The sequence below is a fragment of the Flavobacterium sp. AG291 genome, assembly GCF_003350375.1.
GTDB classification, from domain to species: Bacteria; Bacteroidota; Bacteroidia; order Flavobacteriales; family Flavobacteriaceae; genus Flavobacterium; species Flavobacterium suzhouense.
Window position 1 is genome coordinate 66,525 of record NZ_QQAR01000009.1, and the last position, 26,172, is coordinate 92,696.

General features: G+C 38.4%; 29 protein-coding genes. 17 read left to right on the top strand and 12 right to left on the bottom strand.

Annotated elements, in window-relative coordinates:
- Positions 1–11 precede the first annotated feature (11 nt).
- The 5 genes from dapF (at position 12) to DEU42_RS10615 (ending at position 3,117) form a co-directional block, all read left to right on the top strand.
- Positions 12–794, top strand: a complete 783-nt coding sequence (dapF, locus tag DEU42_RS10595) for a diaminopimelate epimerase (protein WP_114758277.1) — start codon at positions 12–14, stop codon at positions 792–794.
- Positions 788–1,318, top strand: a complete 531-nt coding sequence (locus DEU42_RS10600; RefSeq protein WP_114758278.1) for a GNAT family N-acetyltransferase — start codon at positions 788–790, stop codon at positions 1,316–1,318. The genes dapF and DEU42_RS10600 overlap by 7 nt, the downstream gene beginning before the upstream one ends.
- A 12-nt stretch (positions 1,319–1,330) precedes the next feature.
- Positions 1,331–2,371 carry an endolytic transglycosylase MltG gene (gene mltG / locus DEU42_RS10605; protein ID WP_114758279.1) on the top strand — a complete coding sequence of 347 codons (1,041 nt, stop codon included), beginning with the start codon at positions 1,331–1,333 and terminating at the stop codon, positions 2,369–2,371.
- 131 nt (positions 2,372–2,502) lie between these two features.
- The gene (locus DEU42_RS10610) at positions 2,503–2,748 is read left to right on the top strand and encodes a hypothetical protein (protein ID WP_114758280.1); all 246 of its coding nucleotides are present in this window, start codon (positions 2,503–2,505) and stop codon (positions 2,746–2,748) included.
- A gap of 147 nt (positions 2,749–2,895) precedes the next feature.
- The gene (locus DEU42_RS10615) at positions 2,896–3,117 is read left to right on the top strand and encodes a hypothetical protein (protein ID WP_114758281.1); all 222 of its coding nucleotides are present in this window, start codon (positions 2,896–2,898) and stop codon (positions 3,115–3,117) included.
- A gap of 233 nt (positions 3,118–3,350) precedes the next feature.
- On the opposite strand, the gene DEU42_RS10620 is transcribed toward DEU42_RS10615, so the two are convergent.
- Both DEU42_RS10620 and DEU42_RS10625 read right to left on the bottom strand, forming a co-directional pair.
- On the bottom strand, positions 3,351–3,782 hold the full coding sequence (locus DEU42_RS10620) for a hypothetical protein (protein ID WP_114758282.1): 432 nt from the start codon (positions 3,780–3,782) through the stop codon (positions 3,351–3,353).
- Positions 3,763–4,053: a hypothetical protein gene (locus DEU42_RS10625; protein ID WP_114758283.1), complete on the bottom strand. Its 291-nt coding sequence runs from the start codon at positions 4,051–4,053 to the stop codon at positions 3,763–3,765. Before DEU42_RS10625 ends, DEU42_RS10620 begins: the two co-directional genes overlap by 20 nt.
- Positions 4,054–4,444: 391 nt before the next feature.
- Between DEU42_RS10625 and DEU42_RS10630 the strand changes: the two genes are divergently transcribed.
- Together DEU42_RS10630 and DEU42_RS10635 are read left to right on the top strand one after the other, a co-directional pair.
- Complete coding sequence (locus DEU42_RS10630) at positions 4,445–5,089, top strand: peptidoglycan-binding protein LysM (RefSeq protein WP_114758392.1); 645 nt, start codon at positions 4,445–4,447, stop codon at positions 5,087–5,089.
- A 116-nt stretch (positions 5,090–5,205) separates the two neighbouring features.
- Positions 5,206–6,516 carry a DUF389 domain-containing protein gene (locus tag DEU42_RS10635; protein ID WP_114758284.1) on the top strand — a complete coding sequence of 437 codons (1,311 nt, stop codon included), beginning with the start codon at positions 5,206–5,208 and terminating at the stop codon, positions 6,514–6,516.
- Here the strand turns inward: DEU42_RS10635 and nhaA are convergent.
- On the bottom strand, positions 6,513–7,694 hold the full coding sequence (nhaA, locus tag DEU42_RS10640) for a Na+/H+ antiporter NhaA (protein WP_114758285.1): 1,182 nt from the start codon (positions 7,692–7,694) through the stop codon (positions 6,513–6,515). The two genes, DEU42_RS10635 and nhaA, sit on opposite strands and share 4 nt — an antisense overlap.
- A 46-nt stretch (positions 7,695–7,740) precedes the next feature.
- Positions 7,741–9,258, bottom strand: coding sequence for a SulP family inorganic anion transporter (locus DEU42_RS10645; protein ID WP_114758286.1), 1,518 nt, complete (start codon positions 9,256–9,258; stop codon positions 7,741–7,743).
- Between the two features lie 114 nt (positions 9,259–9,372).
- On the opposite strand from DEU42_RS10645, the gene chrA reads away from it, so the two are divergent.
- On the top strand, positions 9,373–10,476 hold the full coding sequence (gene chrA, locus DEU42_RS10650) for a chromate efflux transporter (RefSeq protein ID WP_114758287.1): 1,104 nt from the start codon (positions 9,373–9,375) through the stop codon (positions 10,474–10,476).
- A gap of 22 nt (positions 10,477–10,498) precedes the next feature.
- On the opposite strand, the gene DEU42_RS10655 is transcribed toward chrA, so the two are convergent.
- From DEU42_RS10655 to dnaA, 3 genes are all read right to left on the bottom strand, one after another.
- Positions 10,499–11,215: an SAM-dependent methyltransferase gene (locus DEU42_RS10655; RefSeq protein WP_114758288.1), complete on the bottom strand. Its 717-nt coding sequence runs from the start codon at positions 11,213–11,215 to the stop codon at positions 10,499–10,501.
- A gap of 160 nt (positions 11,216–11,375) precedes the next feature.
- Positions 11,376–11,843, bottom strand: coding sequence for a low molecular weight protein-tyrosine-phosphatase (locus DEU42_RS10660; RefSeq protein WP_114758289.1), 468 nt, complete (start codon positions 11,841–11,843; stop codon positions 11,376–11,378).
- A complete protein-coding gene (gene dnaA / locus DEU42_RS10665; RefSeq protein ID WP_114758290.1) occupies positions 11,843–13,270 on the bottom strand; it encodes a chromosomal replication initiator protein DnaA in 1,428 nt (475 codons plus the stop codon). The genes DEU42_RS10660 and dnaA overlap by 1 nt, the downstream gene beginning before the upstream one ends.
- Positions 13,271–13,460: 190 nt before the next feature.
- On the opposite strand from dnaA, the gene DEU42_RS10670 reads away from it, so the two are divergent.
- Complete coding sequence (locus DEU42_RS10670; RefSeq protein WP_114758291.1) at positions 13,461–13,865, top strand: acyl-CoA thioesterase; 405 nt, start codon at positions 13,461–13,463, stop codon at positions 13,863–13,865.
- A gap of 125 nt (positions 13,866–13,990) precedes the next feature.
- Here DEU42_RS10670 and DEU42_RS10675 read toward each other — a convergent pair whose 3' ends face one another.
- Entirely contained in the window at positions 13,991–14,590 is a 600-nt protein-coding gene (locus DEU42_RS10675; RefSeq protein WP_114758292.1) for an IMPACT family protein, read from the bottom strand.
- A gap of 193 nt (positions 14,591–14,783) precedes the next feature.
- On the opposite strand from DEU42_RS10675, the gene DEU42_RS10680 reads away from it, so the two are divergent.
- The 4 genes from DEU42_RS10680 (at position 14,784) to DEU42_RS10695 (ending at position 17,493) form a co-directional block, all read left to right on the top strand.
- Entirely contained in the window at positions 14,784–15,230 is a 447-nt protein-coding gene (locus tag DEU42_RS10680; RefSeq protein WP_114758293.1) for a hypothetical protein, read from the top strand.
- A gap of 169 nt (positions 15,231–15,399) precedes the next feature.
- The gene (locus DEU42_RS10685) at positions 15,400–15,999 is read left to right on the top strand and encodes a hypothetical protein (RefSeq protein ID WP_114758294.1); all 600 of its coding nucleotides are present in this window, start codon (positions 15,400–15,402) and stop codon (positions 15,997–15,999) included.
- Positions 15,981–16,604, top strand: coding sequence for a transglycosylase domain-containing protein (locus DEU42_RS10690; protein WP_114758295.1), 624 nt, complete (start codon positions 15,981–15,983; stop codon positions 16,602–16,604). Before DEU42_RS10685 ends, DEU42_RS10690 begins: the two co-directional genes overlap by 19 nt.
- Positions 16,605–16,854: 250 nt before the next feature.
- Positions 16,855–17,493: an MEDS domain-containing protein gene (locus tag DEU42_RS10695; protein ID WP_114758296.1), complete on the top strand. Its 639-nt coding sequence runs from the start codon at positions 16,855–16,857 to the stop codon at positions 17,491–17,493.
- 74 nt (positions 17,494–17,567) lie between these two features.
- Here DEU42_RS10695 and DEU42_RS10700 read toward each other — a convergent pair whose 3' ends face one another.
- The gene (locus DEU42_RS10700; RefSeq protein ID WP_114758297.1) at positions 17,568–20,045 is read right to left on the bottom strand and encodes a DUF5686 and carboxypeptidase regulatory-like domain-containing protein; all 2,478 of its coding nucleotides are present in this window, start codon (positions 20,043–20,045) and stop codon (positions 17,568–17,570) included.
- A 206-nt stretch (positions 20,046–20,251) separates the two neighbouring features.
- Here DEU42_RS10700 and DEU42_RS10705 point away from each other — a divergent pair, with 206 nt between their 5' ends.
- From DEU42_RS10705 to DEU42_RS10720, 4 genes are read left to right on the top strand one after another with little or no spacing between them, the layout of a single operon-like run.
- Entirely contained in the window at positions 20,252–20,827 is a 576-nt protein-coding gene (locus DEU42_RS10705) for a cytochrome b/b6 domain-containing protein (RefSeq protein WP_114758298.1), read from the top strand.
- A gap of 14 nt (positions 20,828–20,841) precedes the next feature.
- Positions 20,842–21,045 (top strand): hypothetical protein, encoded by a 204-nt coding sequence (locus DEU42_RS10710; RefSeq protein ID WP_114758299.1) that lies wholly within the window; start codon positions 20,842–20,844, stop codon positions 21,043–21,045.
- 52 nt (positions 21,046–21,097) lie between these two features.
- A complete protein-coding gene (locus tag DEU42_RS10715) occupies positions 21,098–21,859 on the top strand; it encodes an NYN domain-containing protein (protein ID WP_114758300.1) in 762 nt (253 codons plus the stop codon).
- A 1-nt stretch (position 21,860) separates the two neighbouring features.
- Positions 21,861–22,139, top strand: coding sequence for a hypothetical protein (locus DEU42_RS10720; RefSeq protein WP_114758301.1), 279 nt, complete (start codon positions 21,861–21,863; stop codon positions 22,137–22,139).
- 61 nt (positions 22,140–22,200) lie between these two features.
- Here the strand turns inward: DEU42_RS10720 and DEU42_RS10725 are convergent, their stop codons facing one another.
- The 3 genes from DEU42_RS10725 to DEU42_RS10735 all read right to left on the bottom strand — a co-directional run bounded on the left by DEU42_RS10725 (position 22,201) and on the right by DEU42_RS10735 (position 25,784).
- Positions 22,201–24,693, bottom strand: a complete 2,493-nt coding sequence (locus tag DEU42_RS10725) for a DUF5686 and carboxypeptidase regulatory-like domain-containing protein (RefSeq protein WP_114758302.1) — start codon at positions 24,691–24,693, stop codon at positions 22,201–22,203.
- An 11-nt stretch (positions 24,694–24,704) separates the two neighbouring features.
- Positions 24,705–25,121, bottom strand: coding sequence for a type II 3-dehydroquinate dehydratase (aroQ, locus tag DEU42_RS10730; RefSeq protein WP_114758303.1), 417 nt, complete (start codon positions 25,119–25,121; stop codon positions 24,705–24,707).
- 135 nt (positions 25,122–25,256) lie between these two features.
- Entirely contained in the window at positions 25,257–25,784 is a 528-nt protein-coding gene (locus DEU42_RS10735; protein WP_114758304.1) for a porin family protein, read from the bottom strand.
- Between the last annotated feature and the right edge of the window lie 388 nt (positions 25,785–26,172).

Genomic DNA, 26,172 nt, shown 5'->3' on the forward strand with positions numbered 1-26,172 from the left:
ATATAGTAATGATGAAACACACTTTTTACAAATACCAGGGCACAGGAAACGACTTTGTTATGGTAGACAATCGCGATAATTTATTTCCCAAAAATGATACCAAACTTATCGGGCATTTATGCGACCGTAAATTTGGCATCGGTGCAGATGGACTTATATTATTAGAGAACGACAATACTACCGATTTTCGTATGGTCTATTACAATTCTGATGGAAATGAAAGTACCATGTGCGGAAATGGGGGGCGATGCCTTGTGGCATTTGCCAAACAACTTGAAATTATAGACGACGAAACCGAATTTACCGCTATTGACGGACGTCATCATGCTACTGTGGCTCCGGACGGAACCGTATCATTGCACATGAAAGACGTGCATACCGTTTCGGTTTATGAGAACTATGTATTTATGGATACAGGCTCTCCGCACCACGTTGAGATCGTTGAAGACCTTGCAAACTTTGATGTAAAAAATATTGGTGCTAACATCCGTTACAGTGGGCTGTATGGCGATAAGGGTTCTAATGTAAATTTCGTTTCTCAGGTAGGTGCTGACAAATTTTCAGTGCGCACCTACGAACGCGGGGTGGAAGATGAAACTTTATCATGTGGTACAGGTGTAACTGCCGTAGCTATAGCTATGAAAGTGCTTGGCAATACTGATGCCAATGAGGTAAAGCTTGAAACACCGGGCGGCGAACTGAAAGTGTCTTTTAAACAAAATGACAAGCAGTTTACCGAAGTGTATCTTACAGGGCCTGCAAAATATGTTTTCACCGGAGAAATAGAATGGTAACCCTAACCGGAAATACTATTTATTTAAGGGCACTCGAGCCCGACGACCTGGAGTTCATCTACAGGCTGGAAAATAATGAGGCCATCTGGGAGGTAAGCAATACGCAAACCCCTTACAGCCGTTTCCTTATACGCCAGTATTTAGAGAATGCACACCAGGATATCTATGAGGCTAAACAGCTTCGCCTTGCCATCTGTAAAAAGAACTTTTTTGATGCTATTGGCCTTATCGATCTTTTCGATTTTGACCCTGTGAATAACAGGGCAGGTGTGGGCATCATTATACAGGATACTGAAGAAAGAAACAAAGGTATAGGTACAGAAGCTTTGCAGCTTCTTATTGATTACGCTTTCAGTAGGTTACAGCTTCATCAGTTGTATGCGAATATCGATTCGGGTAATGTTGCAAGTGTGAGCCTTTTTACTAATTTTGGCTTTGAATTGATAGGTCAGAAAAAAGACTGGATTAAAAGAAATAATAACTATCACGACGAGGGGCTTTATCAGCTTATCCGTCAGCAATAACAACTAATTACATTGAAACTTAGAAGAATCGTAGGGATAGTTTCCCTTATTGTAGTGATTGGAGGAACTGTTATCGGTTACAGGATGTATCAACAGATATTTTCGCCTAACACAAAGTTTGGAGACGAGAGAGTTGCAGTATTCATTCCAACAGGATCGGATTATGAAGCAGTAAAGAAACTTGTTGCTCCTTATGTTGAGGATATGGACAAGCTTAACTCGGTTGCTGAGAAAAAAGAATACCCTGCCAATGTAAAAGCAGGTAAATTCATTCTGAAAAACGGAATGAACAGCAACGATATCATCAACTCGCTGCGTCAGCCGGTAACGGTTAATGTAGCTTTCAATAATCAGGAAACTATTGAAAGATTAGCTGGACGCCTTTCGCACCAGATTGAGCCGGACAGCCTTTCGCTGCTGGAAGCTTTTACCGATGAGAAATTCCTTGCCGATAACGGTTTTAATAAAGATAACGTACTAAGTATGTTTATCCCGAACAGCTATGAGTTCTTCTGGAACACTACACCTAACAAGGTAAGAGAGAAAATGGCTAAGGAATACAGAAAATTCTGGAATGAGGAAAGGCTGGCAAAAGCCAAAGCGCTTAACCTTACACCGCTACAGGTATCTGCACTGGCTTCTATCGTACACAAAGAGACTGTGAAGACAGATGAGCGTCCGCGCGTGGCAGGTGTATACCTTAACCGCCTTAACAAAGGCATGAAGCTGGAAGCCGATCCAACGGTTATCTATGCCATGAAAAAACAATCGGGTGATTTTGATCAGGTGATTAAACGTGTACTGTTTAAAGACCTGGTAATTGATTCTCCTTATAATATGTATAAATATGAGGGGTTACCCCCAGGACCTATTGCAATGCCTGATATCACGGCTATTGATGCAGTGCTAAACCCTGAAAAACATAACTACATTTACTTCTGCGCAAGCGTAACCAACTTTGGTTACCATGAGTTTGCAGTTACTCCTGCTCAGCACGAGGCGAACCGTCAGAAATATGTGGCGTGGGTAAACAAAATGGGAATAACGAGATAAGACCGTTTCGGGTTCCGGGTTTTGAGTTCCGGGTTACCGTTTAGAATAATATGAAAGCATCCATGAAAGTGGGTGCTTTTTGTTTATAGGAAAGTTTTATCTTAGTCTATTCTTTTATAAGAAACAGTGTAATGAACAGAAACACGAGAGTATATATATTTTTAACTGCAATTGCAATATCTATTCTTGCTGTTGTTGGTTTAGTTATATACATAAATATTAGTTTTGCGCGAGGGTTATTAGGTTTTGGAAAAGCTGTAACTACTGAAGAAAAGCTTCAATTAAAAGATAAGGTTAGAATGCTCAATCGCAATGTAGCTGATTTAAAAGCTTATGTATTGAGATATAAACCTATGGAAATTGATTTCCAAAAATGACAACTAAATACATTTGACTTAAAATATATTTACTCTAAGCATGATAAAGAATCAATTAAGAAGAATGATGAGATTGCAAACATCCTTCTGCTTAAACTTTATTTGTCTCATTTAAAGGATTATAATCAGGGATATGATCTTATATCAATGAGAAGAGGCCAAGTAAAATATATAATTGAGTATTACTTTCAGTCTAATGGAATTGATACAACGGCTGAAATGTATAATACCGGTTCCGTCTATGAAATTGTAAAGGCTAAAAAGAATAGTATTACGGTTAACAAACTGTTGAGAAATATTGAGCGTGAACAAAACAGGATTGAGGCGTATTTTAAAGAGCTTGACAAGGAAAAACTTAATAAACATTAATTCCCTACGGGAAATATGCAACTACCTATAAACGTTGCTACCAACATTAAATCGCTACGCGATACATGACAGAAGTAATTTCCCGTTAGGGAAATAATATTGGTAGCAATGATAAACGTGGGCGGATAAATTTCCTGTAGGGAATCAATACCACATGCATAATTAACCTAAAAGGTTCACACACAATAGCCGGAGGCATCGCCTTCTGGGGAAAGAGTAAATAGTTTCAGTATTTATTTAAAAACAACAGGAATTTTATTTTTTGATCTTATCGTTCCGTTAAATACTTCATAACCATTGTGTTCAATCGTTTTTAGATCTGTCCTGCTGATACATTCTTTATATTTTGCTGAATCACTGTGTACTAAAATTTCTGCATAATATTTTTGTTTAGGATCCAGGTTAACCATATAATTGGCTTCTTCAAGTAAATGGCCAAAAGGTAATACAACAAACCATTCAAAATATAAGGTTTCGTTAGGGTGTATTATAAAGTTTTTGCCATTTTCTAAATATACTCTCATATCATTATAGTCTAGTGATTTCTTGTAGAGTTCTTCAGTTGATAAGCCAATAACTGAGGGTAAGCTAACTCTTGGCTTCTGGTAATTTCCTTTGTTGTCATATATGTCAATATAACCAGAGTTAATCTTTAATATGCTCATATTTGAATGGATCTTTGGATCGGTCAAAATTTAGCTCGGCCAAATTAAAATAATATGTTTTGTCGCTGTTATTCTTTAATTTATAAGTAATGATCGTTCTTGCCGTTTCTATTGGAACACCGTTAGCTTCTATATATTCATTGTGAAATTCTCCTTTCATGTCTTTACACTTTACTTCTTTCGTCAATATTTCAAGTTCGAAAGGACTGTCTTTATCCTGAGAATTGCATCCTGTCAGCAGGATACTAAGAACAATGATTATATTTTTCATATCGGTTTTGAATGATTGTAATCAAATATAATATATTTTTCTTACAAAATATCTCGTTTTATTCTGCATGCATACAAAAATCATCAAAAGTTGACGTTCTAAAAACAAAAATGTATTTATTTTCTTACTTTATTTTGGCGATTTTCTAACGGTTTCGTAAATTTAACATTCGACAAACCGCACATTTTTCCCGTTAAAATACTTCGTAAGGTAATCTTTGTAACTCCCTTTGGTTGCAGTAGTTAGGGGAGATTCTTCTTCTTAAATTGTGACCTTAAGGTTATGTTAAAGTTAGGGGTGTTTATAACTAATTGATTATCAACTATATTTTTTATCGTATATTTGCCTCGGTAATTTCATTAAGGTGACAGCTTATGAGAAAACAAAATACATGATAAAAAAATGGTCATACTTTTTAGGGTTAGCCCTATTCATCACGATTGTAAGCTCGGGCTTTAAAAAGACAGAAGCAAAACAATTTGGAAAGATCGAAGGATTTCACCTTGCTGAAGACGAGATCACGAATTACACAGTACCAACCATCGACGAGACTGCAAAAGTCGATTTTAACTTTCCGTTCACTGGAAAGTCTTACGTAGGATTTAAACAGGCGGTAGCCTTTAAAGAGTCTCAGGGACTCTACAAACTTGTAAACCGTTTCGGTTACATGGGTAAATACCAATTTGGTAAAAGTGCCCTTCGTGCTATAGGCATTAAAGATACCAAGGCTTTTTTAAACAATCCTGCGCTTCAGGAAAAAGCATTTAAAGCCCTTCTTGCTAAAAACAAATGGGAACTTCGTAAAGAGATTCACCGTTTTGATGGTAGGGTTATCAAAGGCGTTAAAATTACTGAATCAGGTTTATTGGCTGCAGCTCACCTTGCAGGAGCAGGTTCGGTTAAAAGTTTTTTGCACAGTAATGGAAACAAAGCTTTTAAAGACGGTTTCGGTACTTCGCTTAAAACATACATCAAAAAATTTGGTGGTTATGATACTTCAAACATAGTAGCGCAACAACAACCAAAGGTGATGTAAAATATAAAGCAACAAACAAACAAATAATGAGAAGGCCGCTTTTATAGCGGCTTTTTTTATGGCTTTTCTTGTACTGAAACCTTTTAATTAGTAAATTGGTAGTATAACCTATTTGTATGACAAAGTTTAGTGAGATCTTTAACCTTCGTGAAGGAGAAGGTAACAGGATAAAGACACTCGAAGAAATAAAAAGCAATATTTCGTTTAAAGGCGCTAATCTCTGGACACTGGCCTGTGCCATTATTATTGCATCGGTTGGTCTTAATGTAAATTCTACCGCGGTAATTATTGGCGCGATGCTTATTTCGCCACTTATGGGGCCTATAGTCGGAGCCGGATTTGCCCTTGGTATCTATGATTTCGATTTGCTGAAAAAATCTCTTAGAAACCTTCTTATTGCTACGGTTGTCAGTCTTGTGGTGTCTTCGCTTTACTTTTACCTTAGTCCGTTTAAAGATGTCCAGTCGGAACTTTTAGCACGTACCTCTCCTAATATTTACGATATACTCATTGCTTTTTTTGGAGGATTGGTTGGTGTTATTGCGGTTACCCGTACTGAAAAAGGAAATCCTATTCCCGGAGTTGCCATAGCAACAGCTTTAATGCCGCCGTTGTGTACTGCAGGCTACGGTATAGCAACAGGGCAGTGGTCGTTTATGCTGGGTGCTTTTTACCTGTATTGCATCAACTGTACCTTTATAGGTATTGCGACTTTTCTGATTGTAAAATACCTAAGGTATCCTGCTAAAGAGCAGGTAGATAAAAGCTGGCAAAAGAGGCTGAGGTTGTCTATTACAACTCTTACGCTTATTATGTTGGTTCCTAGCGCATGGTTAGCTTATTCGCTCTATCGCGAACAACAGTTTAAAAAGAATGCTGAGGCTTTTATAAACAGTGAGTTTACCGAAAAAGGTTATACTGTGGTGTATAAGAAAACAGATTTTAAGTCTGCTCCAAAAAGAATTGAAGTAGCACTTCTTAGTAAACGATTTACAAAAGAAGAGCTCAAATCACTTCAGGCGGATAAGGAAAAGAATAGTTATTTAAAAGGAGTGTATCTTCATATCAGGCAAGATAGCACCGACAGGTTTACAGCTTTGCGCAAGGATATAATGGATCAGATTAAGACAGGCGAGAGCCAGCTTAATGAAAAAGACCTTAAAATCCTGCAGCTTGAAAACAGGTTAAAAGAATACAGGTTGAGCTATGACGGTCTTTTTAAAGAAGCGTCTATCCTGTTTCCGGAAATAACCTCCTTGTCTGTGTCAAGGCAAAGGCTGGAAACCAAAGACAGTATTTTACCTATTAATGTTGCACTGTACAACAGCAATAAGGTGCTGATTCAGGCAGATAACGAACGCCTTAAAAAATGGCTTGAGCAAAGAATAGGCGTAAAGGATGTTAAACTAATAAGAGTAACTGATTAAGCGGCCTGTTTTTTCTTTTTATTGTAGCTGCTTAAAAGTGTATATCCTACAATTCCTGATAGCACTGAAGCGATAAGGATAGCAAACTTTGCTTCCTGCTGTAAAGTAGCATCACTGAAAGATAAAAGAGCTATAAAAATTGACATCGTAAAGCCGATGCCTCCCAATAAACCCAGTCCGGCAATGTGCTTCCAGGTGGTTTCCTCGGGTAATTCCGCAACTTTCAATTTAACGGAAAGCCATGACATGAGGAATATGCCAATTGGTTTTCCTAAGAATAAACCTAGTACTATACCTAATCCAAGATTACTGGTTAAGCCGTTTACCATTCCTTCCTGAAAAGTGATGTTAGTATTTGCTATGGCAAATATGGGCATAATAATATAATTCACTGGATTAGAAAGAGCGTGTTCCAGCTTTTCAAGTGGAGATTCTACATCATCTTCGGTAGTAGGAAGTGTAAGTGCAGTAAGTACACCGGCAATAGTGGCATGTATGCCGGAGTGGTGAATGAAATACCACATAACCATTCCCGGTAGTATATAAAACCAGATGTTTTTAAACCCGAAACGGTTAAAAGCTATTTGTAATGCAAACATTGCTCCGGCGAATGCCAGGTAATTTAAGTGCAATTCGGTAGAGTAGAAGATTGCTATTACAATAATTGCCATGAGGTCATCTACGATGGCTAATGCCGCCAAAAATATTTTTAAGCCTGTTGGAACCCTGCTGCCCAATAAGGATAATATTCCCAGGGCAAAAGCAATATCAGTTGCCATAGGTATGCCCCATCCGTTTGCGGTAGCTGTACCTTCATTGAATAAAGTATAAATTATAGCAGGTACAATAACACCACCTATAGCTGCCAATACCGGCAAAGTAGCATGTTTTATTGAAGAAAGCTCACCTTCAACGATTTCCCTTTTAATTTCAAGCCCTACCAACAGGAAAAATACCGCCATAAGTCCGTCGTTTATCCATGTCAGGATGGAATAATCCAAATGTATGCCTGTAGTAGAGAAGCCAATTTCTGTATTTAGGAAATTTTGAAATCCTGTAGCGAAACTGGTGTTAGCTATTAATAGGGAAATTATAACGCATACTATAAGCAAAATACCTCCAAAAGAAGAAGATTCCGAAAAGCGTTTGAATATTTTAAGGTTGATGAGTTTTGCCATAATTACAAATATACCAAAAATAGGTGTTTCGGCCTAGTTATATTGGTTATAAGTTCTCTATAGCTACCTTGTATGCCGGGTCTTCCGGAGTGTTAATTTCTATAATCGTTTCGGCTGTTTTTAATAGTTGTATACAGTCAGGGCTAAGGTGTTGAAGCCTTAATTTTTTTCCTGCTTTTTGGTACTTGGAAGCCAATGTGTTTAGTGCTTCTATAGCAGACATGTCCGATACACGGCTTTCCTTGAAGTCAATCACCACTTCCTGTGGATCGTTTTCAATGGTAAACTTCTCATTGAATGCCGTAACCGAACCAAAGAACAGCGGGCCGTATATTTCGTAATGTTTTACTCCGTTTTCATCAATATAGTGCCTTGCCCTGATGCGTTTGGCGCTTTCCCAGGCAAATACTAATGCTGATATGATAACGCCAATTAATACCGCCAGTGCAAGATTGTGTAATACGATGGTAATTACAGCTACCAGTATCCCTGTGAAAATATCGGATTTTGGCATTTTGTTGATGATCCTGAAGCTTGCCCACTCAAATGTGCCAAAAGCTACCATGGCCATTACACCAACTAAGGCTGCCATGGGAACCATTCCTATTACCGGAGCACCAACTAGTATGATAAGTAGTATGGTCAGGGCAGCAATTATACCCGAAAGCCTTGCCCTTGACCCCGCCGAAAGGTTAACCAGCGTTTGTGCTATCATAGGGCAGCCACCCATCCCGAAAAAGAATCCATTAGCGATGTTTGCAGTTCCCTGTGCGATGCATTCGCGGTTGCTGTTGCCTCGGGTTCCGGTAATTTCGTCTACAAGGTTAAGGGTAAGCAGCCCTTCGGTTAAACCTACTGCCGCCATAATAAGTGCATAAGGCGCTATAATCTGTAAAGTCTCAAGATTAAACGCAATATCGGGTACATGAAAAGATGGGAAACCTCCCTGTACTGAAGCGATATCAGCAACGGTCTTGGTTTCGATACCAAAGCCAATCACAACCAAAAACACTACTACAATAGCCACCAGCGATGCCGGAACAGCCTTTGTGATTTTAGGGAAACCTACAACAATTGCAATTGTCAGGGCAATGAGGCCGAGCATTATGTATAAAGGTGAACCCGATAACCAACTGCCATCGGCTCCTTTTAACTGCTCTAATTGCGACATGAATATTACAACCGCCAGTCCGTTTACGAAACCATACATTACCGGTTGTGGAACCAGGCGAATGAACTTCCCAAACTTAAATACTCCAACTAATATCTGAATTACTCCTGCTAATGCTACAGCAGCAAAAACATATTCCATGCCGTGCGATTTCATTAGGGCGATAAGAGTAATAACCGTTGCACCGGCACCTCCCGATACGAGTCCCGGTCTTCCACCTAAAACAGCAGTGACCAGTCCCATAATGAAAGCAGCATATAATCCAACTAATGGTGGAAATCCCGCCAGTATCGCAAAAGAAAGCGACTCGGGTATCATTGTCATGGCTACGGTAAGCCCGGCGAGTATTTCGTTTTTATAGTTTACTTTTTGGGAGAAGTCGAATAGTTTCATTTTAGAAGTTGCAAAGTTGCAGAGAAGCTAAGTCTCAAATTTTTTAGAATCGCAAAGTTACAAAGTAGAAGTATGGATATAAAATAAAACCTTGACGTTGTATATATTTGTTACATGCAAATAGTAAATGAAATACTCAGCTTGTTCATTAGACTTGGTTTTACAGCTTTTGGCGGCCCTGCAGCACACATTGCGATGATGCGCCGTGAAGTAGTTGCCAAAAAACAATGGATGGACGATGGCCAGTTCCTGAATCTGGTAGGGCTTACCAATCTGATTCCCGGACCTAACAGTACAGAGCTTGCTATACACATTGGTAAAGAAAAAGGGGGTGCAAAAGGTTTAGTGATTGCGGGTATATGTTTTATATTGCCGGCTGTACTTATTACTATTGCTTTTGCCTGGATGTATAAGGAATATGGGACATTGCCTCAGGCAGAACCTTTTATTTATGGTGTGAGGGCTGTTGTTATTCCTGTGATACTTGTGGCGGTGTATCCATTAGCTAGGGCATCGCTAAAAAGTAACGGACTCATAGTTGTTGGTATTGCAGCTTTAGTACTTGCTTTTATTGGGATTAATGAAGTTTTTGTGATGTTTGGAGTGGGGCTTTTATATCTAATCTACAATTTTATAAAAGCTAAAAAGGCAGTGGTTTCTGTTTTTCCGGTGCTTTTTTTTGCTCCGGTAAAAGCGGCTAGCAATTCAGGACTATTTTGGGTGTTTTTAAAAATAGGAGCGATATTGTATGGTAGCGGCTACGTACTTTTTGCCTTTATAGAAGATGAATTGGTTGCCAAAGGACTTTTGTCACGTGAACAGCTAATGGATGCTATTTCCGTTGGGCAAATTACACCGGGACCTGTATTTTCATCCGTTACCTTTATCGGTTACCAAATAAATGGATTGATGGGGGCAATGTTGTCCACACTTGGTGTATTTATACCTTCCTTTATTTTTGTAAGTCTTATAGGTTACTTCAAAGGTAAGTTGCTGAGATCAATTCTTTTTAAGGCATTTTTAGATGCAATAAATGTGGCATCGGTTGCCATCATAGCTGTAGTTTGTCTTAAAATGGGACAAGAGGCATTAACGGACTGGCGAACAATAGCGATAGCGGTTTTAGGCTTTCTTATTTTGTGGTTTAGGCCATCACTAAACAGTGCTTATATTATATTGTTTGGCAGTATCTTTGGGTATTTATTAATGTATTTTTAGGTACATATAAAACCTTATCACCTTAAAACCTATGCACAATAAAAATACACGGCCTGTTGTGCAGGTCTATCTTTTCCTTTTTCCACTGGGCAATGGTCTTGGTCTTGATGTATTCGGTAGGCAGGGTAATATCTGCAGCAATACACAGGTGGGTGTTCGGCTGAAGCGTGTTCAGTATATCCTCCATCAGCTTGTTGTTGCGGTAAGGTGTTTCAATAAACAATTGCGACTGGCTTTTATCGTGTGAAAGCTTTTCGAAATTCTTCAATGCACTTTTCTTGTCCGACTTATCAATTGGTAGGTAGCCGTTAAAAGCAAAGCTTTGCCCGTTCATTCCGCTGGCCATAATTGCCAATAGGATAGAAGAGGGGCCAACCAGTGGTACCACCTGAATTCCTTTTTCGTGGGCGATCTTAACGATAGCTGCACCGGGATCGGCAACACCGGGACAACCGGCCTCACTCATCAGGCCAACATTCTTTCCTTCTATACAGGGTTGTATGAACGATAAATGGTCTGCGGCATCGGTATGCTTATTAAGGACAGATAATTTTAGATCAGGCTGTTTTTTGGTAGGAAGTATCGCCTTGATGAAACGGCGTGCTGTTTTCTCGTTCTCTACAATATAATGGTCTATGAACTCAATAGATCGTGCTACGGTATCGGGTAAAACCAGTTTCGGGTCGGCATCATCGCCTAGGGGTACGGGTAATAGATATAGCTTGCCTGTTGGGTTCATAATTCTGTAATTTAGCATGAATTAATATGTGTACAAAGGTAGGTTATTCAGTCGGGTTTTTGTCATTCTGAGCGAAGTGCAACGGAGTCGAAGAATCTTAGAGTATGAATGAGATTGCCGCGCTTCATTGCATTGCGCTCGCAATGACAAAAAGTAAGCATTAAGAATACTCCTTCAAAAGTTTACCGGCTACGATCTCACAGGCTTCATCAAGCATATCATATACATTGTCAAAACCTTCAGGGCCACCGTAGTAAGGGTCAGGTACATTAACGTTTTTACCGGGATGCACCTCGTTCATCATCAGTTTTACTTTGGCTTTCGCCGAAGCATTCGGAGCCAGCTTTTGTACATCACTCAGGTTAGAGGTGTCCATTACATAGATATGGTCGAATTCTGTAAAGTCAGAAACTTTTATCTGGCGTGCTTTCTGGCAACTGATGTCGAGTCCGCGGTTCTTTGCGGTAGCAACAGAACGTTTGTCCGGACCTTCCCCGGCGTGCCAGTTGCCTGTTCCGGCAGAATCCACGATAAAATCGCCCGCAGGCAATTTAGACTGCAGGATACCTTCTGCCAATGGAGAACGACAAATGTTTCCCAGGCACACCATTAAAATCTTAACGGGCATTATATCGATAATTTTTTGTTGATGTCGTCAACAAACTTACGGAACTGCTTGTCGGTAGTTACAAGGTTATCAACAGTCTTACAAGCGTGAAGCACGGTGGCGTGGTCACGGTCACCAATTTGCGAACCGATGTTAGCCAATGATGCTTTAGTGAACTTCTTAGCGAAGAACATAGCCAGCTGTCTTGCCTGTACAACGTGGCGCTTTCTTGTTTTGGACTGAAGCGTGTCAACGTCAAGCTGGAAATAATCTGATACTACTTTTTGGATGTAGTCGATAGATATTTCGCGTTTCACATTCTTAACAAATTTCTCTACTACCTGTTTGGCCAGTTCGAGTGTTACCTCACGGTGGTTGAAAGACGACTGTGCGATAAGTGAAATGATAGCACCTTCAAGTTCGCGAACGTTGCTTTTAATATTCTTGGCAACATATTCTACTATTTCATCAGGCATCACTACACCATCACGGTAAAGGATGTTGTTAAGGATAGATATCCTTGTCTCATAGTCCGGTTGGTGAAGCTCGGCAGAAAGACCCCATTTAAAACGGGACAATAGCCTTTGCTCGATATCCTGCATATCTACAGGAGCTTTGTCTGAGGTAAGGATTACCTGCTTGCCATTTTGGTGCAGGTGGTTAAAGATGTGGAAGAACACGTCCTGCGTACCTGTTTTTCCTGATAGGAACTGTACGTCGTCAATGATCAGCACATCGATAAGCTGGTAGAAATGAATAAAGTCATTTCTAGTATTTCTTTTAACCGAGTCGATATACTGCTGCGTGAAAATTTCGGCAGAAATATATAGTACGGTTTTTTCAGGGTATTTGTCTTTAATCTCAACACCAATAGCATGTGCAAGGTGGGTTTTGCCCAAACCTACACCACCGAATATTAATAATGGGTTGAAAGAAGTTCCACCCGGTTTGTTGGCAACAGCCATACCTGCAGAGCGGGCAAGCCTGTTAGAATCACCTTCAAAAAAATTGTCGAAGCTGTAATTTGCATTCAGCTGGGATTCAATTTTAAGGTTACGGATTCCCGGTATAACAAATGGGTTTTTAAGCTCAGGGTTTTTGTTCTGTAGAGGAACGTCAACTTCCTGAGGTTTAACAGGCGCGCGATGGGCACTTGGCAGCTGCTCTGTAAAAGGCTGCTTATTGCCATAAGTGTTTTCCATCTTAATTTTATATAGTAACTTCGCGCTGTTACCAAGTTCTTTTGTAAGAGCAACCTTTAATAATTTTACATAGTGTTCCTCGAGCCATTCGTAAAAGAATTTACTCGGAACCTGTATGTAAAGAGCGTTATCAGTTAACTCAACGGCTCTAATCGGTTCGAACCAGGTTTTGTAAGCCTGATCCTGAATATTGTCTTTTATGAAAACAAGACAGTTCTCCCATACCGATTGCGCAGTTTTAGTCATAAATCCTGAATATTAGATGTTTATTAATTGGTTGTCCAACTATGGAAAGAGTATACAGAATGCTCTTGTTTGGAGGAACAAATATGAACACATTTTTTTGTAAAAAAAAACGGTTTGTATATTGATTTTATAAAAAAAATATTGTAAGCATTAAAGTAAAGATTTAATAAAAAATTAACAAAAATAAAATATGATTTTTCATGAATTTAGAGTAAGAGTTCGATATGCGGAAACCGACCAAATGGGAGTGGTTTATCACGGAAATTACGCACAATACTTCGAAATGGGACGGGTTGAATGGCTTCGTAATCTGGGAGTTAGCTACAAGTCTATGGAAGAAGATGGTGTGATGCTTCCTGTTGTTAGCTTAACAATGAACTACAAAAAACCTGCCCGTTATGATGATTTATTAACAGTAAGGACAATATTCAAAGAACAGCGCTCGGTTAAGATAGAATTTGACTACGAGATATTAAATGAAGCTGGTGAGTTATTAACAACAGGTAACTCAGTTTTAGTATTTGTTGATGGGAAAACCGGTCGTCCAACAGCACCTCCTTCATACATTACAGAACGTTTAAATGCTTTAATTTAGTGTGTTTTTTGTCGTGAAAACTATGCGGATCGTCGTATTTTTCTTTAACAAATTTAGTTGTAAGTTTACTGTTTACAGTTCACTGTAATAGCTTGATTTAAGCTAAAACTGTTAACGGTTAACTGTCAACTTATAACTATTTCATATAAATTAGTAAATGCTTCCAATACCATGGGAGCATTTTTTTTACGCGTTGAAATTACAATCTCGCAATCCATTTCCATTTTTTGAGAAACAATATCAAGATTCTTTTCCTTTATCACGCGCATTACCTTGTTCATATTCTGATACCCAAATTTAAGGGTGTAATGTACGTCGATAGTTTTTTCTACAATTTCCGATGCTTCCAGTGCCATTTGTGCTGAAGTCTTGTAGGCTGTAATGAGTCCGCCAACGCCAAGTTTTACACCGCCAAAATAACGTACCGATACTACTAATACATTGGTTACTCCAAAACTTTGTATCTGACCGTATATGGGCATACCCGCTGAGTTGTTGGGTTCGCCGTCGTCGTTGGCGCGGTAGTATATCTTGTCGGTACCCAATTGAAAAGCGTAACACCAGTGGCGTGCCGAATGATGCTGCTTTCGTAAATCCTCCAGGATAACTTTTACCTCTTCTTCGCTGGTTACCGGATAGGCGTAGCCAAAGAACTTGCTGTTCTTTTCCTTAAAGAGTGTTTCTTCTCCCGGTGCTGCCAGTGTTTTATAAGTGTCGTTTTCCATGAGGGTTGCAAAGGTAAAAAATAGTTTAAAGTTTACAGTTCACGGTTTACAGTTTTATGATGATCTGAAAGGTTCTGATATGGTAGCCGGAGGCATCGCCTTCGGAGGTAAGGGTGAGATTCAAAAAATAAAATCCCCGATAGTAAGATAATTAGTATATTTGAGAGTATATGAAATTAAAAAAAAATCAATCATGAAAAATACAATCATTAAAGGGATGTCGGTTTTAGTGTGCCTTGCATTTATTAGCTGCGGTCAGAATGAGAAAAAGAAAGAGGAGTTTGCTCCTAAAGAGAAATACTGCGGTGTTGAACTTACCGGATTTGAGGTTCTTGATCTTAAGAATGTGATGAAAAACCAGGTACCTGTTTCGGCAGCAGATGAAGCGCTAAACCAAAAACTGGTTAACCATATCGATACGTTGACGGGAGGTACACAGCAGATAGGGATGAGGATTTTTTATAAAGACAAAGATAAAGTAAGCATGTATGTGCAGGGACCGGATGATGCTGCTGTTACCGAAAAAGTGTGCTGCTACTTGTTGGGTTCAGAGCTTGATAGCCAATTGCCTAAACAACGTAATGTTTTATACTATACCGAGAAGAGCGATAACATTGTAGCCGGAATAAAAAGCAAGTAAGTTGTTGGGTTTCCGGTTAAGAGTTTAGGGTTGCCACTCAGCTCTAATAAGAACCTGAAGGGTTGGGATAAATTAGATTGGATACAGCCTTCTGGTGTATGAATGAGAGGGTACAAAGTAGGAGTGTAATCGTAATAAAAAAACAGTATGCTTGTAGTAAGATAATTCTATGAAAACCATTTTTATTTCCATCTTGTTTCTAATTGTATCAATTTCCTCAGCTCAAACAGTATCAGAGATAAATGATTTTATAGGTATTCCCGATTCTTTGGAATATACTAATGAAATACGTATTTATAAAAGATATTCAACTACAAATGGCACTGAAATTTTTAGAATTTACAGTAATGCTGTAGAATTTAAGGCTGAGTTCTATGTGTATTTAGGAGTCATTCCGGGATGTGTGCAAAAGCGCTCTTTTACAAAAACAGATATTAAAGGCAATTTAAGTAATGAAATGGCTTGGATGAAAATTGAGATTTCAGGAATAGAACATTTGCCGGAATGGAAAATGTTTGAATATAAATTTAAAATGCCTGAAATCGTTTTTTCAGAAGGGAGCTATGTTTATCAGACTACTACAATGGCTATTTCTGATGGTGTTGGATATAGTGTGTTTTATAAAAGTGGTAAAATAAAGAATCATATTGAATACGGTAATCCTGAAAGTTATCTAAGAAGATTTCCGGGAGTTGATGAACTAGAGATGTTTTCAAAAATGCTGGACGTTATAAGAAAGGATTTTGGTATATGGATAGAAGAAAACTAATCAAAAAACTAATTATCTATGCGTTAGTACTTGTCCTGCTGGTAATTGGAGTTTTCTTTAGCTACATACGCTATGGAGGGTATTGGTTAACTGATAAAGAAACCCGTAGTGAAATAATTTCAGAAATTAAAGCCGCACCGCAACTACCGGATAACTTCATGAAGGTTTATAATGACCTTTACCCTGAAGTAATGGAAAAGAGCGGATGGCAATATGTTTTTAACAGACTGCCTTTTGGGCAGAGGCATGAATACAGTTCGTCAATGGCTATTGCTTATGAATGTGGAGCGTCAAGATTACATGGCGCCTTCTTTTATATAGAGCAGTTTAATTTTGTTTTAGAGGATAGTTTAACTCCGCAGGAATGTTTGAATAAATATCTACAAATGGTGGATTTTGGGCGTGCAATTGGTGTCGAGGATGCTGCTCAGGTATATTTCAATAAATCATTAAATCAGCTCAATGAAGATCAGATTTTGGAGATATTAGTCAGGCTTAAAAATCCTTCATTATATAATAAAGAAAGAAAAAACAGGCAAAAATTTTTTATGAATAGATTTTATACTCTTAAAGGTAAATTAGAGCAGAATAGGGGTGCTAAATAATCAATTCCCTACGGGAAATGGTGTAAACCAAATTAATTTGCTACCAATATTGTTTCTCTAACGGGAAATTACTCCTGCGATTATCGCGTAGCGATTTAATGTTGGTAGTTAATAAGTATGTGATATGATTTATATTTCCCGTAGGAATTAATATATTTTGAGTTCTGTCAGAAGTAAATGTAATTGTTTAGCTGAAATTATCACAAAGCTGATTCTCTCCATTAGAAAAATAATTATGTAAATTTGGGTCATGAGCAAGCAAACACCTTTTTCGGTATGTGGAGAAACATTAATGTCTCCAATGCATATATGCGGTTTTTTTGATTCGAGAGAACAACAATATGAAGTTATCATTCCTTATATTATGGAGGGTCTGGCAGCCAATGACAAGGTAATTAATATGCTTGAAGGAAACCGCCACGGTGAACATTGCCGTTGCCTGACTGACAATGGGATATCCATAGCCGAAACAATGGCGAGTGGGCAGTTGGAAATATTGGCCTCTGAAGATACCTACATTAAGGGTGGCGAGTTTGCTGCTGACAAAATGTATGACATGCTCGAAAGAACTTTATTATCTGCATCACATGCAGGGTATGAAAGTGTTAGGGCATGCGGAGATATGGTTTGGGCGCTGAAGAATCTTCCCGGTACAGATGAACTTCTGGCTTATGAGGCGAGCTTAAATGTGCTTACGCCGAAACATTCCTGTTCTCTGATCTGTATGTATGATGTCAGTAGTTTTAGCCAGGATACGCTTACTGAAGTATTACTTACCCATCCTTATGTTATCAAAAATGGGAAAATCTCCAAAAATCCACATTATTTAGAGCCATCGGCAGTAATGTCCGGTATTTCAGATTTTGTGTCCAAACCTTTGAAATCGTAAAGCTTCAATTTTATATAATTCATTATAAAACAACAAACCCCATCCGCTATCGAATGGGGTTTATTGTTTTTGAATTAATCCAGAATATCTAAAAATTTAAGTCCGAACATTACACCATCGGTTGCAAAGCCGCTTCCCTGGTAGGCGCGAACGTAGTCTACGCGCAGCATCCTGAAGTTACCCCAACCGATGTTGTCAAATCCGGCTGTGAATTCCTGATACGGTTTGCTATCCGGTGTTGCAGCGGCATGGTAGCCTACTACTAAGTTCCATTGTAGTACATTCAGTAGCGGAATCTTATTCATGATGTAACCTTTAAAGTTATGTTCAATGTGCGATTCAAAATATGCATCATTGGTATACAGGCTGTAGTAGGGCAGCAGGTTAAAGCTGCTTATGTTAGTACCTCCTGAGTTTACGTGAGTCTCATTGGCATTAAAGTGTTTGTAATCGGTAAAGGCAATGCCATCAGCATTAAAGAATTTACCTCCCTTAAGACTAATAGCAAAATCACCCTTATTGCCAAAAGTTGTTCTGTATTGTGCGCCGGCTGCGATAAAATCGTATTCGTATTCTTTTATGCTTCCTGCAAATCCCTTTTCATACTTAATGCCAAGAGTTGGGTACTGGCCGTAATTCATGGCTCTCTTTTCACCTCCCGGATACACCTTGTATTTTAGTCCGAAATTAAAGTTGGCGCCTATACTTGCTTTGTAAAGCGTGTGTTTTTCGAACGGAGCCGATGAATAGTTGTAAGGTTGTAAAGGATCGTTTGATGTATAGCTGTGATTGTCGTCCTTGATGAAAACCCACGGCGCATTATTGTACAATGCCCTGCGGCGTAAATATTCCACACTACCTGTAGCAGTAATACCATCAGCAATCCTGTTGGAATAGGCTATTTTGGCAAAGGTCTTGTCATAAAGTTTCATATAGTTGCGCTCAAAGAAAAGTGTGCTTATCGCATTGACAAAAGGAGAAATGTTAGAAGCGTTGAATTGTTCTACGGTATTACCTCCGCTAAGATAAAAGTTGTAGGCACTTGCAGATCCGCTAAACCTTACCCTGTCTTCAGCGATACCATATTCAGCTTTAACTCCAGTATAAAGTCGCCTCTTTTTAAAATCATACTTTTCTTCAGGATTAAGAGCAAAACTTGCATTCATGCCGGTATTCAGTACCCAGCCCTGTACGGTATTATATGATGGAATATGCAGTATTCCGTCATAATTAAAACGGGTGTCTTTTGAATTTTTATAACTGTAGCCTGTTATAGGATCTTTCCAGTTGAACTTATTATATTTTTTGTTGATGGAATCCTTATAAGCTACCGATTCGTGCAGCGTTTGTATGCTGTCTTTTTTGATATAATCAATAGTTTCTTCTTCGGTAAGCGGAATTGGCCTCATGGTATTCCAGTAAACAGAATCTTTTTTGTTGGCTTCATCTTCGATAATGATCATCTCCTTACCAAAGGTTTTTTTATCAAACTTGTCGTGGAAAACATAATTGGTATATACGTGGGTAAAGGAGCCGCTAAAGGTTATTCCGAAACCTCCTGCGTCAATATCAAATACCTGTGAGTTTTTAGCCCAAATGCCATTCTGGCTGTTGTAAGTGTAGTTTTGTTTCAGGTTCAGGTTATTCAGGAATGGTGTCTGCAATCGGTAGCCTTTCATGTCAAAATCGGTAGCATAGATAGCCCAACTGTTGTCTACAATATAAATGTAGCCCTCAACAACAGCTTCCTTGTCGCGGCGTGGCGTAACCTTTATTTTATTGATCTGGTTGTTGTTCTCATCAAAAAAAGTACCTTCCAGTTTGTATTTATAATAGGTTAAAGCGCCCGAACCGATAGGGGAGATTACCTGAACTTCGCTCATGTCTACATAATTGTCATAAAAGTTATAGTAGGTATTCATGGCGGTATTAAAGCTGAAACCATTGTCGTTTCCGCTTACTTTAGAGGCAATAATGCGTTCTTTCAGATTGTTAGGCTGCTCGAAAGTGATATGCGAAACGGTTTCGGAAAGATAGAGGATGCCGCTTCCTGTTGAATCTACCATGCCATCAGGGACTTCTACGGTTTGTCCCAGGAATTTTTTAGGCAGGTTTTTTATCCTGAATATTCCTTTAGAATAGAAATCCGATTCAAAACGTCCGGTTTTGGCAGAGTTTTCTTTTCGGTGGGCTATCGCCTGTCGGATCACTTCATAGGCAGGATCTTCAGCATTCGATATCACTACTTCATTAAGCTGATAGTTTTCATCGGGCATCATAACGTTAAGTACATGCGGTAGCGATTTTACGTCGACCGATAGTTTTTGGGTCTTAAAGCCTATCGACTGAAAGATAACGGTATATTTTCCCGTTGTTTTTACAGCAAGTTCATACTGGCCCTGCTCATTGGCAGTGGTACCATTATAAGTGTTTTCAATGGTTATGCTCACAAAAGGAATTCCCTGTCCGTCAGCAGAAGTAATTTTTCCTTTTATCTGTGCAAAAGATGCAGCACTAAGCAAAAGGAAACAAGTAGTCAATAATTTGTGCATTGGTTTATGGTTATAGTTAGGCAATCGGGTAATATATAAAGTAAGACGTGTTCCCGGTTATAATGGTTGTATCCCGTGGCTAAATTTTTTTAAAAATATCCTCTTATAACGATTTTGTTTTTATTTTCTTACAATGTTTGATTGAAAAAAACATTAGCAATAAAGATAAGCTTTTGAAAATAACAAATACCGTTTACATTTGTAGTATGAGAGAAAAACGATTCAACCTTGCCAGCAGGCTTCTACATTGGGCTATTGCTTTTACTTTTTTATATATAATGCTAACTGTGCTGCTTCGTATGGGGTGGATGAATAAAGGCAGTATGGGCACAATAATACATGATGGCCTTGCCGAACAAAATGTTGCCATTTCCCAGGATGATGCTATTGGTTTAGCTAAAAAAGTGCGCAGGCCTATGTGGAATACTCATATTATCGCCGGTTATGTTTTGGTTGGGTTATTTGTAGTGCGTATTATCCTTACCTGGGTACAGGGTGCAGGCTTTGTAAGTCCGTTAAAGAAAGGTATTACACAATATGAGAGATTCAAATCATGGGTTTATGTGATTTTCTATATTCTTTTAGGAGCTTCGCTGTTTACAGGGTTGATGATGGAATTTGGTCCCGAAAGCCTTGAGCATACTATGGAAGATATCCATGTACTTTCTCTATATTATTCAGTAACTTTTATAGTGCTTCATACTGCTGGTGTTCTTATTGCTGATGCAGGAAAGGAAAGAGGGATTATCTCTAAAATTATAAGTGGGGATAAGCCATTATAGTTTAAAATTTCAACATGGGACTTGAAGTTATAGTTGAAATTATTGGAGAAACAATTTTTATGCTTGTCGATTTGCCTGGAACATATGTTCATTGGCTTCTGAAAGGAAAGAAAATGCCGTTCAAAGAAATTGAAGAGCGTTATTTTGGTATAAATGTCCTGTTGTCATTGTTGATGTATTTTTTATTAGGATTGATTATTTATATTATTATACAATAAATAACGTCATTCTGTGAGGTTTTGCGCTACCTTTGAGTAAATCTTATCACTTATGAGTAGTACAATACAAGATCTAAGGCTTGCCGTTTTAATTGATGCCGATAATGTTCCCTATGCCAATGTAAAGGAAATGTTTGAGGAAATTGCCAAGTATGGCACACCTACATTCAAACGGATTTATGCCGACTGGACTAAGCCAACTGTATCAGGATGGAAAAAGGTACTGCTCGAAAATGCCATTACGCCCATACAGCAATACAGCTATTCAAGCGGAAAAAATGCTACCGATAGCGCTATGATCATCGATGCGATGGATATACTTTATACGGGTAAGGTTGACGGATTTTGCATTGTTTCTTCCGATAGTGATTTTACACGTCTTGCTACCCGTCTTCGCGAAGCCGGTATGAAGGTAATAGGCATAGGGGAGAAGAAGACGCTTATTCCGTTCATATCAGCCTGTGATAAGTTTATCTATATCGAGATACTTGGGAAAAATGATACTGATGCTGATATTGAAGATGATGCGAAAGAAGAAAAAGCAACTCCTGCAGTTAAACATCCTATAAGTAAGGTAGACAGAGGGCTTATAAAGCTTCTTAGTCAGAGTATAAACGATCTTGCAGATGAAAATGGATGGGCCTTTTTGGGTGATCTGGGTAATTTCATCCTCAAAAAACAGCCTGATTTTGACTCCAGAAATTATGGTTATCCAAAAATGCTGGCGCTTATAAAAAGTATTGATAAATTTGTTGTTGATGAAAGGGATACGGGCAAAAGCAAAATTAAGCACGTATATGTAAGGAATAAATAAAATGAAAGAAATAAAGAAACTTACCGAAGCCATACTGCGAAAAGACAAAAGCGTAAACAAAACGCAGTTTGATAAGGAATGGTTCTATTCAGTAGAAGATCTTGAAGATTACCTGAAAGAAGATCTTACCGGAATAGAGTCGGTTACGCTGCCGTTGGACTTTGATGGTGTAAAATATCCCATTCAGTGTACTACCTGGGAAGACCTTGAACGATTCCTGCACAGAGACCCGGTAGAAAGTTTCAGGGGAAGTGTACTTAAGAACAGAAAAAAAGAATAGGCGGTTTCAGTGTCAATATACTGATGTTATCCGACAACTGACAACTATCAACCGACAACAATTACTCCAATATATCTAAAAAGGTTAGCCCGAAAATTACACCGTCATTTACAAAACCGCTTTCGTATGACCTGATATAGTCTATCCTGAAAAATCGCGCTTTTCCCCATCCTACATTATCAAGCCCAATTGTAAATTCCGAATACGGATTACGTTCCGGTGTAGCAAGTACATGATAACCTGCCACCAAGTGATAATTCAGTTTGTTGAATAACGGAATGGAATTGGTAAGGAATCCCTTGAAATTGTGTTCCAAATGCCCTTCAAAATACTGATCATTTGTACTGTGCGAATAGTATGGAAGGAAGTTAAACACATTAAGATAGCGTTCTGATTTACCTATATGGGTTTCATTACCGTTAAAATGCCTGTAATCAGTAAAGGCTATGTTTTCTGAATTGAAGAATTTCCCAGTTCTGAAGCTAACGCCAAGTTCACCTTTGTTACCAACTGTCAGGTCATAATTCACTTTCGCTGACAGGTGATCAAAATTATAATCGTTAATACTTGAGGCAAACCCTTTCTCATATTTCAGGAAAACGCGTGGGTATTTATCGTTAGCGATGGTTTCCCTGCCGTTAGGTCGCGTCCTGTATTTTTGCCCGAAACTTATACGTGTTGCAAGCGACACCTTATACATATGATGCTTTTCAAAGGCCGGTGTTTCATTATCATAGCGGGTATCATCATCATACAGTAATAATGGATTGTTAGATGTATAAGGCTTGTAAGCATCTTTAAGTGTCGAAAACTTAGTATTGTTGAAAAGCGATTTCTTGCGGGTGTATTCCGCGGTTCCATAAAGATAAAGCCCGTTTATAATCTCTTCCTCATAACTAAGGCGTAAAAAATTATTGTCATACAGTTTCATATAATTGTCCTTGAAGAAAAGTGTGCTGATACTGTTTACAATCCTGTTTATAGGGTTTTCAGGATTAAATTGCTCAATGCTGCTGCCTCCTTTCAGCGTAATTATCCTTTTACTGAAATTATTAAACTTGCGTGAAATCGTACCCGTAGCTCTAAACCGCTGTTCGGCAAAGCCATAGTTCAGGTCGGTGCCTATAGTAGTATATGTTTGTTTGTCGGGATTGTGTTTTGTAAAATAAAATCCGGGTGCAAGGTTATAAGCCTGAACTGTATTAAAACCAAGCCTGCGTACAATTCCGGTATAGCTTATCTGCCAGTTCTTTTCGGTGTTGTAATATACGTAACCTATTGGGGTTGAAAGCCATTTAAAGCGGTTGCGCTGAAGATCAAGAGCATTAATATGCGATTTTCTTCCAGTCGCCTCCTGTAGGCTGTCTTTGCGACGATAATCGGTAATTTCCTCGCTGGTAAGCGGTATCGGGCGGTTTTTATTCCAATAACTATCAGGCAGGTTGTTGGCGCTGTCTTCAAAACGCTGAATTTCCGCAGTGAAAGTTTTGGGTCCGAAAACGGGATTTAAAACATAATTACTATATACTGACGAGAATCTGCCATTAAAGCCCACGCCAAACAATCCTGCATCAAAATCCAGTATTTGTGTGTTTTTAGTCCAAGTTTTTTCTTTGCTGTTATAGCCAAAGTTTTGCTTTATGTTAAGGGTGTTCAGCAGATCCTTTCCAATCTGGCTTCCTTTTATGCTGAGGTCAACGCCATATAACTGCCAGCTGTCTTCTACTATATAGATGTAGCCATTAAAAGCAGGTTCCTTTTCTCTTTTAGAAGTAACTTTTATTTTATTAATGAGATGACGGTCGTTGGTATAAAAAGTACTTTCAAGCTGATATTTGTAGTAATTAAAAGCGTTTTCTGCTATTGGCGAAACCGCATTTACATTAAAGGGCAGGTAGTTGTCATAGAAATCAAATTCGGCAGCCTGAGCATTATTATAGCTCATGCCGTTATCTTCGCCGCTTACTTTTGATGCAATAACGCGTTCATACATCTTTCCCGGCTTTTCATATTTAATATGTGATACCGTTTCAGAAAGGTACAGTATACCATTACCGGATTTGTCGAGCGAGGCCCCCATATCACCAACTTTTTGCCCCAAAATTTTCTCAGGAACATTTTGCAGTCTGAAAATGCCTCGTGAATAAAAGTCAGCTTCAAACGCCTTAGTGCGTTCACTGTTATCTTTTCGGTGCGCAATTGCAAATCGCATTATTTGCTCTCCGGGATTATTTTCATTGGTTATTACAACTTCTTTCAGAATGAATTGCTCTTCTTCAAGAATCACATTCAGGATGACAGGTTGTGATGATGCATCAGTTTCAATTTCCCGCGTCTTATAACCCAATGACTGGAATAAAAGCGTATGATGTCCTTTGGGTATATTAAGCGAATAACTGCCGTCTTCATTGGAAGAAGTGCTGTTGTAAGTTCCTTTTACGGTAATGCCTGCAAAAGAAACAGGCTGACCGTTTTTTTGGGTAATTCGTCCTTTTACCTGGGCAAAAGAAATTGTGCCGTTTAACAGCAATAAAAGTAAAAGGACATTTTTCATAGTGTTTTTTTTTAAGGTAGTAAGGCATGTAAGGCGAGCTCATAGCCTTTAAGTCCAAAGCCTACTATTACTCCTGTTGAAACAGGTGATAAATACGACTGGTGTCTAAATGTCTCACGTGAAAAGGTATTTGATATATGTACCTCTATTACGGGAGATGTAACAGCTTTTACGGCATCAGCAATACCTATTGAAGTATGGGTATAGGCTCCGGCATTTAATATTATTCCATCATGGTTAAATCCTGTTTCCTGTATTTTCGTTATAATTTCGCCTTCAATATTGCTTTGGTAATATTCCAGTTTTATACCCGGAAATTTTTGCTGCAATTCGGCAAGATAATCTTCAAAGGTTCTGCCTCCGTATACCTCAGGTTCGCGTACGCCAAGCAGGTTAAGGTTAGGGCCGTTTATAATAATAATGTTCATCAGTATGTTTTTGTAAATTTAAGTATAAGGCTTGCAGAGTGTATGTGGTTTAATACTATTTTTAACATATTTACTTATAAAAAAGCCGGTCATGTCTAAAAAGACATACCGGCTTTTGAATTATTGTTAATTTTTTTAGAAATAGTAACCTGCAGATAACTGGAATACATTGTTTTTTACTTTTATATCGCTATCGTCATTTACATTGCTAAGACCAATATTATAACGAGCCTGAACAAATACCCCGCCTATAATTTTAAGCTCAGCTCCCAGTGATGCAGCTGTATCGAAAGATTTAGTATCGAAAGCTTCTTTTGCATCATTTACAAGGAATGAAAACTGTGGTCCTGCTGTTAAGCTTAGTTTGCTTGGGATAAGATAAAACTTAGCCAATACCGGAACTGAAATATAGTCAAGGTTAACATCATCTACGCCTTCTACTTTAGCTCCCTGAGAAGAGAATAAACCTTCAACCTGTACTCCAAGGATCGCAAGGTCGAGTTCAAGAGCTGCACCTGCATGCCAGCTTGTTATTCCGTCTGTGTTAACGTCGCCGCTGAAGTTTGAAAAGTTGGCTCCTGCTTTAAAACCAAACTCCAGGCCCTGAGCCTGAACTGTTATACCCGCAGTTAGCATTGCAAATAAAAAAATGATCTTTTTCATGGTTAGTCAATTATAAATCGGTTTATAAAATAGTTATGTAATTGCTCGAAATTGCCAGGCATTTACCCTGCAAAAGTAAGGAAAAGTAGTACTAACAAAACTTTTTTAACCCTATTTTGGCTTTTTTAAAATGTTAAATTTATTTTAATTTATCTGAAAATCAACGTAAAAAATAATAATTATTCAATGGTTTTGTTTTGTTTGTGTTTTTGTATTTAATGTGTTCTTTTACAATATCTTATGGGTTTTGTTTTGGGTATTTTAAACTTTAGCTTAATATTTTCTTGTAAAATTGTTAATAAAATTGCTGATAATACCTATTTATAGGGATTTTTTTTGTTAAAATTTTTAATATTTTTGTCGGACACAATAACTAAAATTTAGACAC

Coding starts and splice junctions, on each gene's coding strand:
- dapF (WP_114758277.1), top strand. CDS start 12: ATGAAACACACTTTTTACAAATACCAGGGCACAGGAAACGACTTTGTT.
- DEU42_RS10600 (WP_114758278.1), top strand. CDS start 788: ATGGTAACCCTAACCGGAAATACTATTTATTTAAGGGCACTCGAGCCC.
- DEU42_RS10610 (WP_114758280.1), top strand. CDS start 2,503: ATGAACAGAAACACGAGAGTATATATATTTTTAACTGCAATTGCAATA.
- DEU42_RS10615 (WP_114758281.1), top strand. CDS start 2,896: ATGAGAAGAGGCCAAGTAAAATATATAATTGAGTATTACTTTCAGTCT.
- DEU42_RS10620 (WP_114758282.1), bottom strand. CDS start 3,782: ATGAGCATATTAAAGATTAACTCTGGTTATATTGACATATATGACAAC.
- DEU42_RS10625 (WP_114758283.1), bottom strand. CDS start 4,053: ATGAAAAATATAATCATTGTTCTTAGTATCCTGCTGACAGGATGCAAT.
- DEU42_RS10630 (WP_114758392.1), top strand. CDS start 4,445: ATGATAAAAAAATGGTCATACTTTTTAGGGTTAGCCCTATTCATCACG.
- DEU42_RS10635 (WP_114758284.1), top strand. CDS start 5,206: ATGACAAAGTTTAGTGAGATCTTTAACCTTCGTGAAGGAGAAGGTAAC.
- nhaA (WP_114758285.1), bottom strand. CDS start 7,694: ATGGCAAAACTCATCAACCTTAAAATATTCAAACGCTTTTCGGAATCT.
- DEU42_RS10645 (WP_114758286.1), bottom strand. CDS start 9,258: ATGAAACTATTCGACTTCTCCCAAAAAGTAAACTATAAAAACGAAATA.
- chrA (WP_114758287.1), top strand. CDS start 9,373: ATGCAAATAGTAAATGAAATACTCAGCTTGTTCATTAGACTTGGTTTT.
- DEU42_RS10655 (WP_114758288.1), bottom strand. CDS start 11,215: ATGAACCCAACAGGCAAGCTATATCTATTACCCGTACCCCTAGGCGAT.
- DEU42_RS10660 (WP_114758289.1), bottom strand. CDS start 11,843: ATGCCCGTTAAGATTTTAATGGTGTGCCTGGGAAACATTTGTCGTTCT.
- dnaA (WP_114758290.1), bottom strand. CDS start 13,270: ATGACTAAAACTGCGCAATCGGTATGGGAGAACTGTCTTGTTTTCATA.
- DEU42_RS10670 (WP_114758291.1), top strand. CDS start 13,461: ATGATTTTTCATGAATTTAGAGTAAGAGTTCGATATGCGGAAACCGAC.
- DEU42_RS10675 (WP_114758292.1), bottom strand. CDS start 14,590: ATGGAAAACGACACTTATAAAACACTGGCAGCACCGGGAGAAGAAACA.
- DEU42_RS10680 (WP_114758293.1), top strand. CDS start 14,784: ATGAAAAATACAATCATTAAAGGGATGTCGGTTTTAGTGTGCCTTGCA.
- DEU42_RS10685 (WP_114758294.1), top strand. CDS start 15,400: ATGAAAACCATTTTTATTTCCATCTTGTTTCTAATTGTATCAATTTCC.
- DEU42_RS10690 (WP_114758295.1), top strand. CDS start 15,981: ATGGATAGAAGAAAACTAATCAAAAAACTAATTATCTATGCGTTAGTA.
- DEU42_RS10695 (WP_114758296.1), top strand. CDS start 16,855: ATGAGCAAGCAAACACCTTTTTCGGTATGTGGAGAAACATTAATGTCT.
- DEU42_RS10700 (WP_114758297.1), bottom strand. CDS start 20,045: ATGCACAAATTATTGACTACTTGTTTCCTTTTGCTTAGTGCTGCATCT.
- DEU42_RS10705 (WP_114758298.1), top strand. CDS start 20,252: ATGAGAGAAAAACGATTCAACCTTGCCAGCAGGCTTCTACATTGGGCT.
- DEU42_RS10710 (WP_114758299.1), top strand. CDS start 20,842: ATGGGACTTGAAGTTATAGTTGAAATTATTGGAGAAACAATTTTTATG.
- DEU42_RS10715 (WP_114758300.1), top strand. CDS start 21,098: ATGAGTAGTACAATACAAGATCTAAGGCTTGCCGTTTTAATTGATGCC.
- DEU42_RS10720 (WP_114758301.1), top strand. CDS start 21,861: ATGAAAGAAATAAAGAAACTTACCGAAGCCATACTGCGAAAAGACAAA.
- DEU42_RS10725 (WP_114758302.1), bottom strand. CDS start 24,693: ATGAAAAATGTCCTTTTACTTTTATTGCTGTTAAACGGCACAATTTCT.
- aroQ (WP_114758303.1), bottom strand. CDS start 25,121: ATGAACATTATTATTATAAACGGCCCTAACCTTAACCTGCTTGGCGTA.
- DEU42_RS10735 (WP_114758304.1), bottom strand. CDS start 25,784: ATGAAAAAGATCATTTTTTTATTTGCAATGCTAACTGCGGGTATAACA.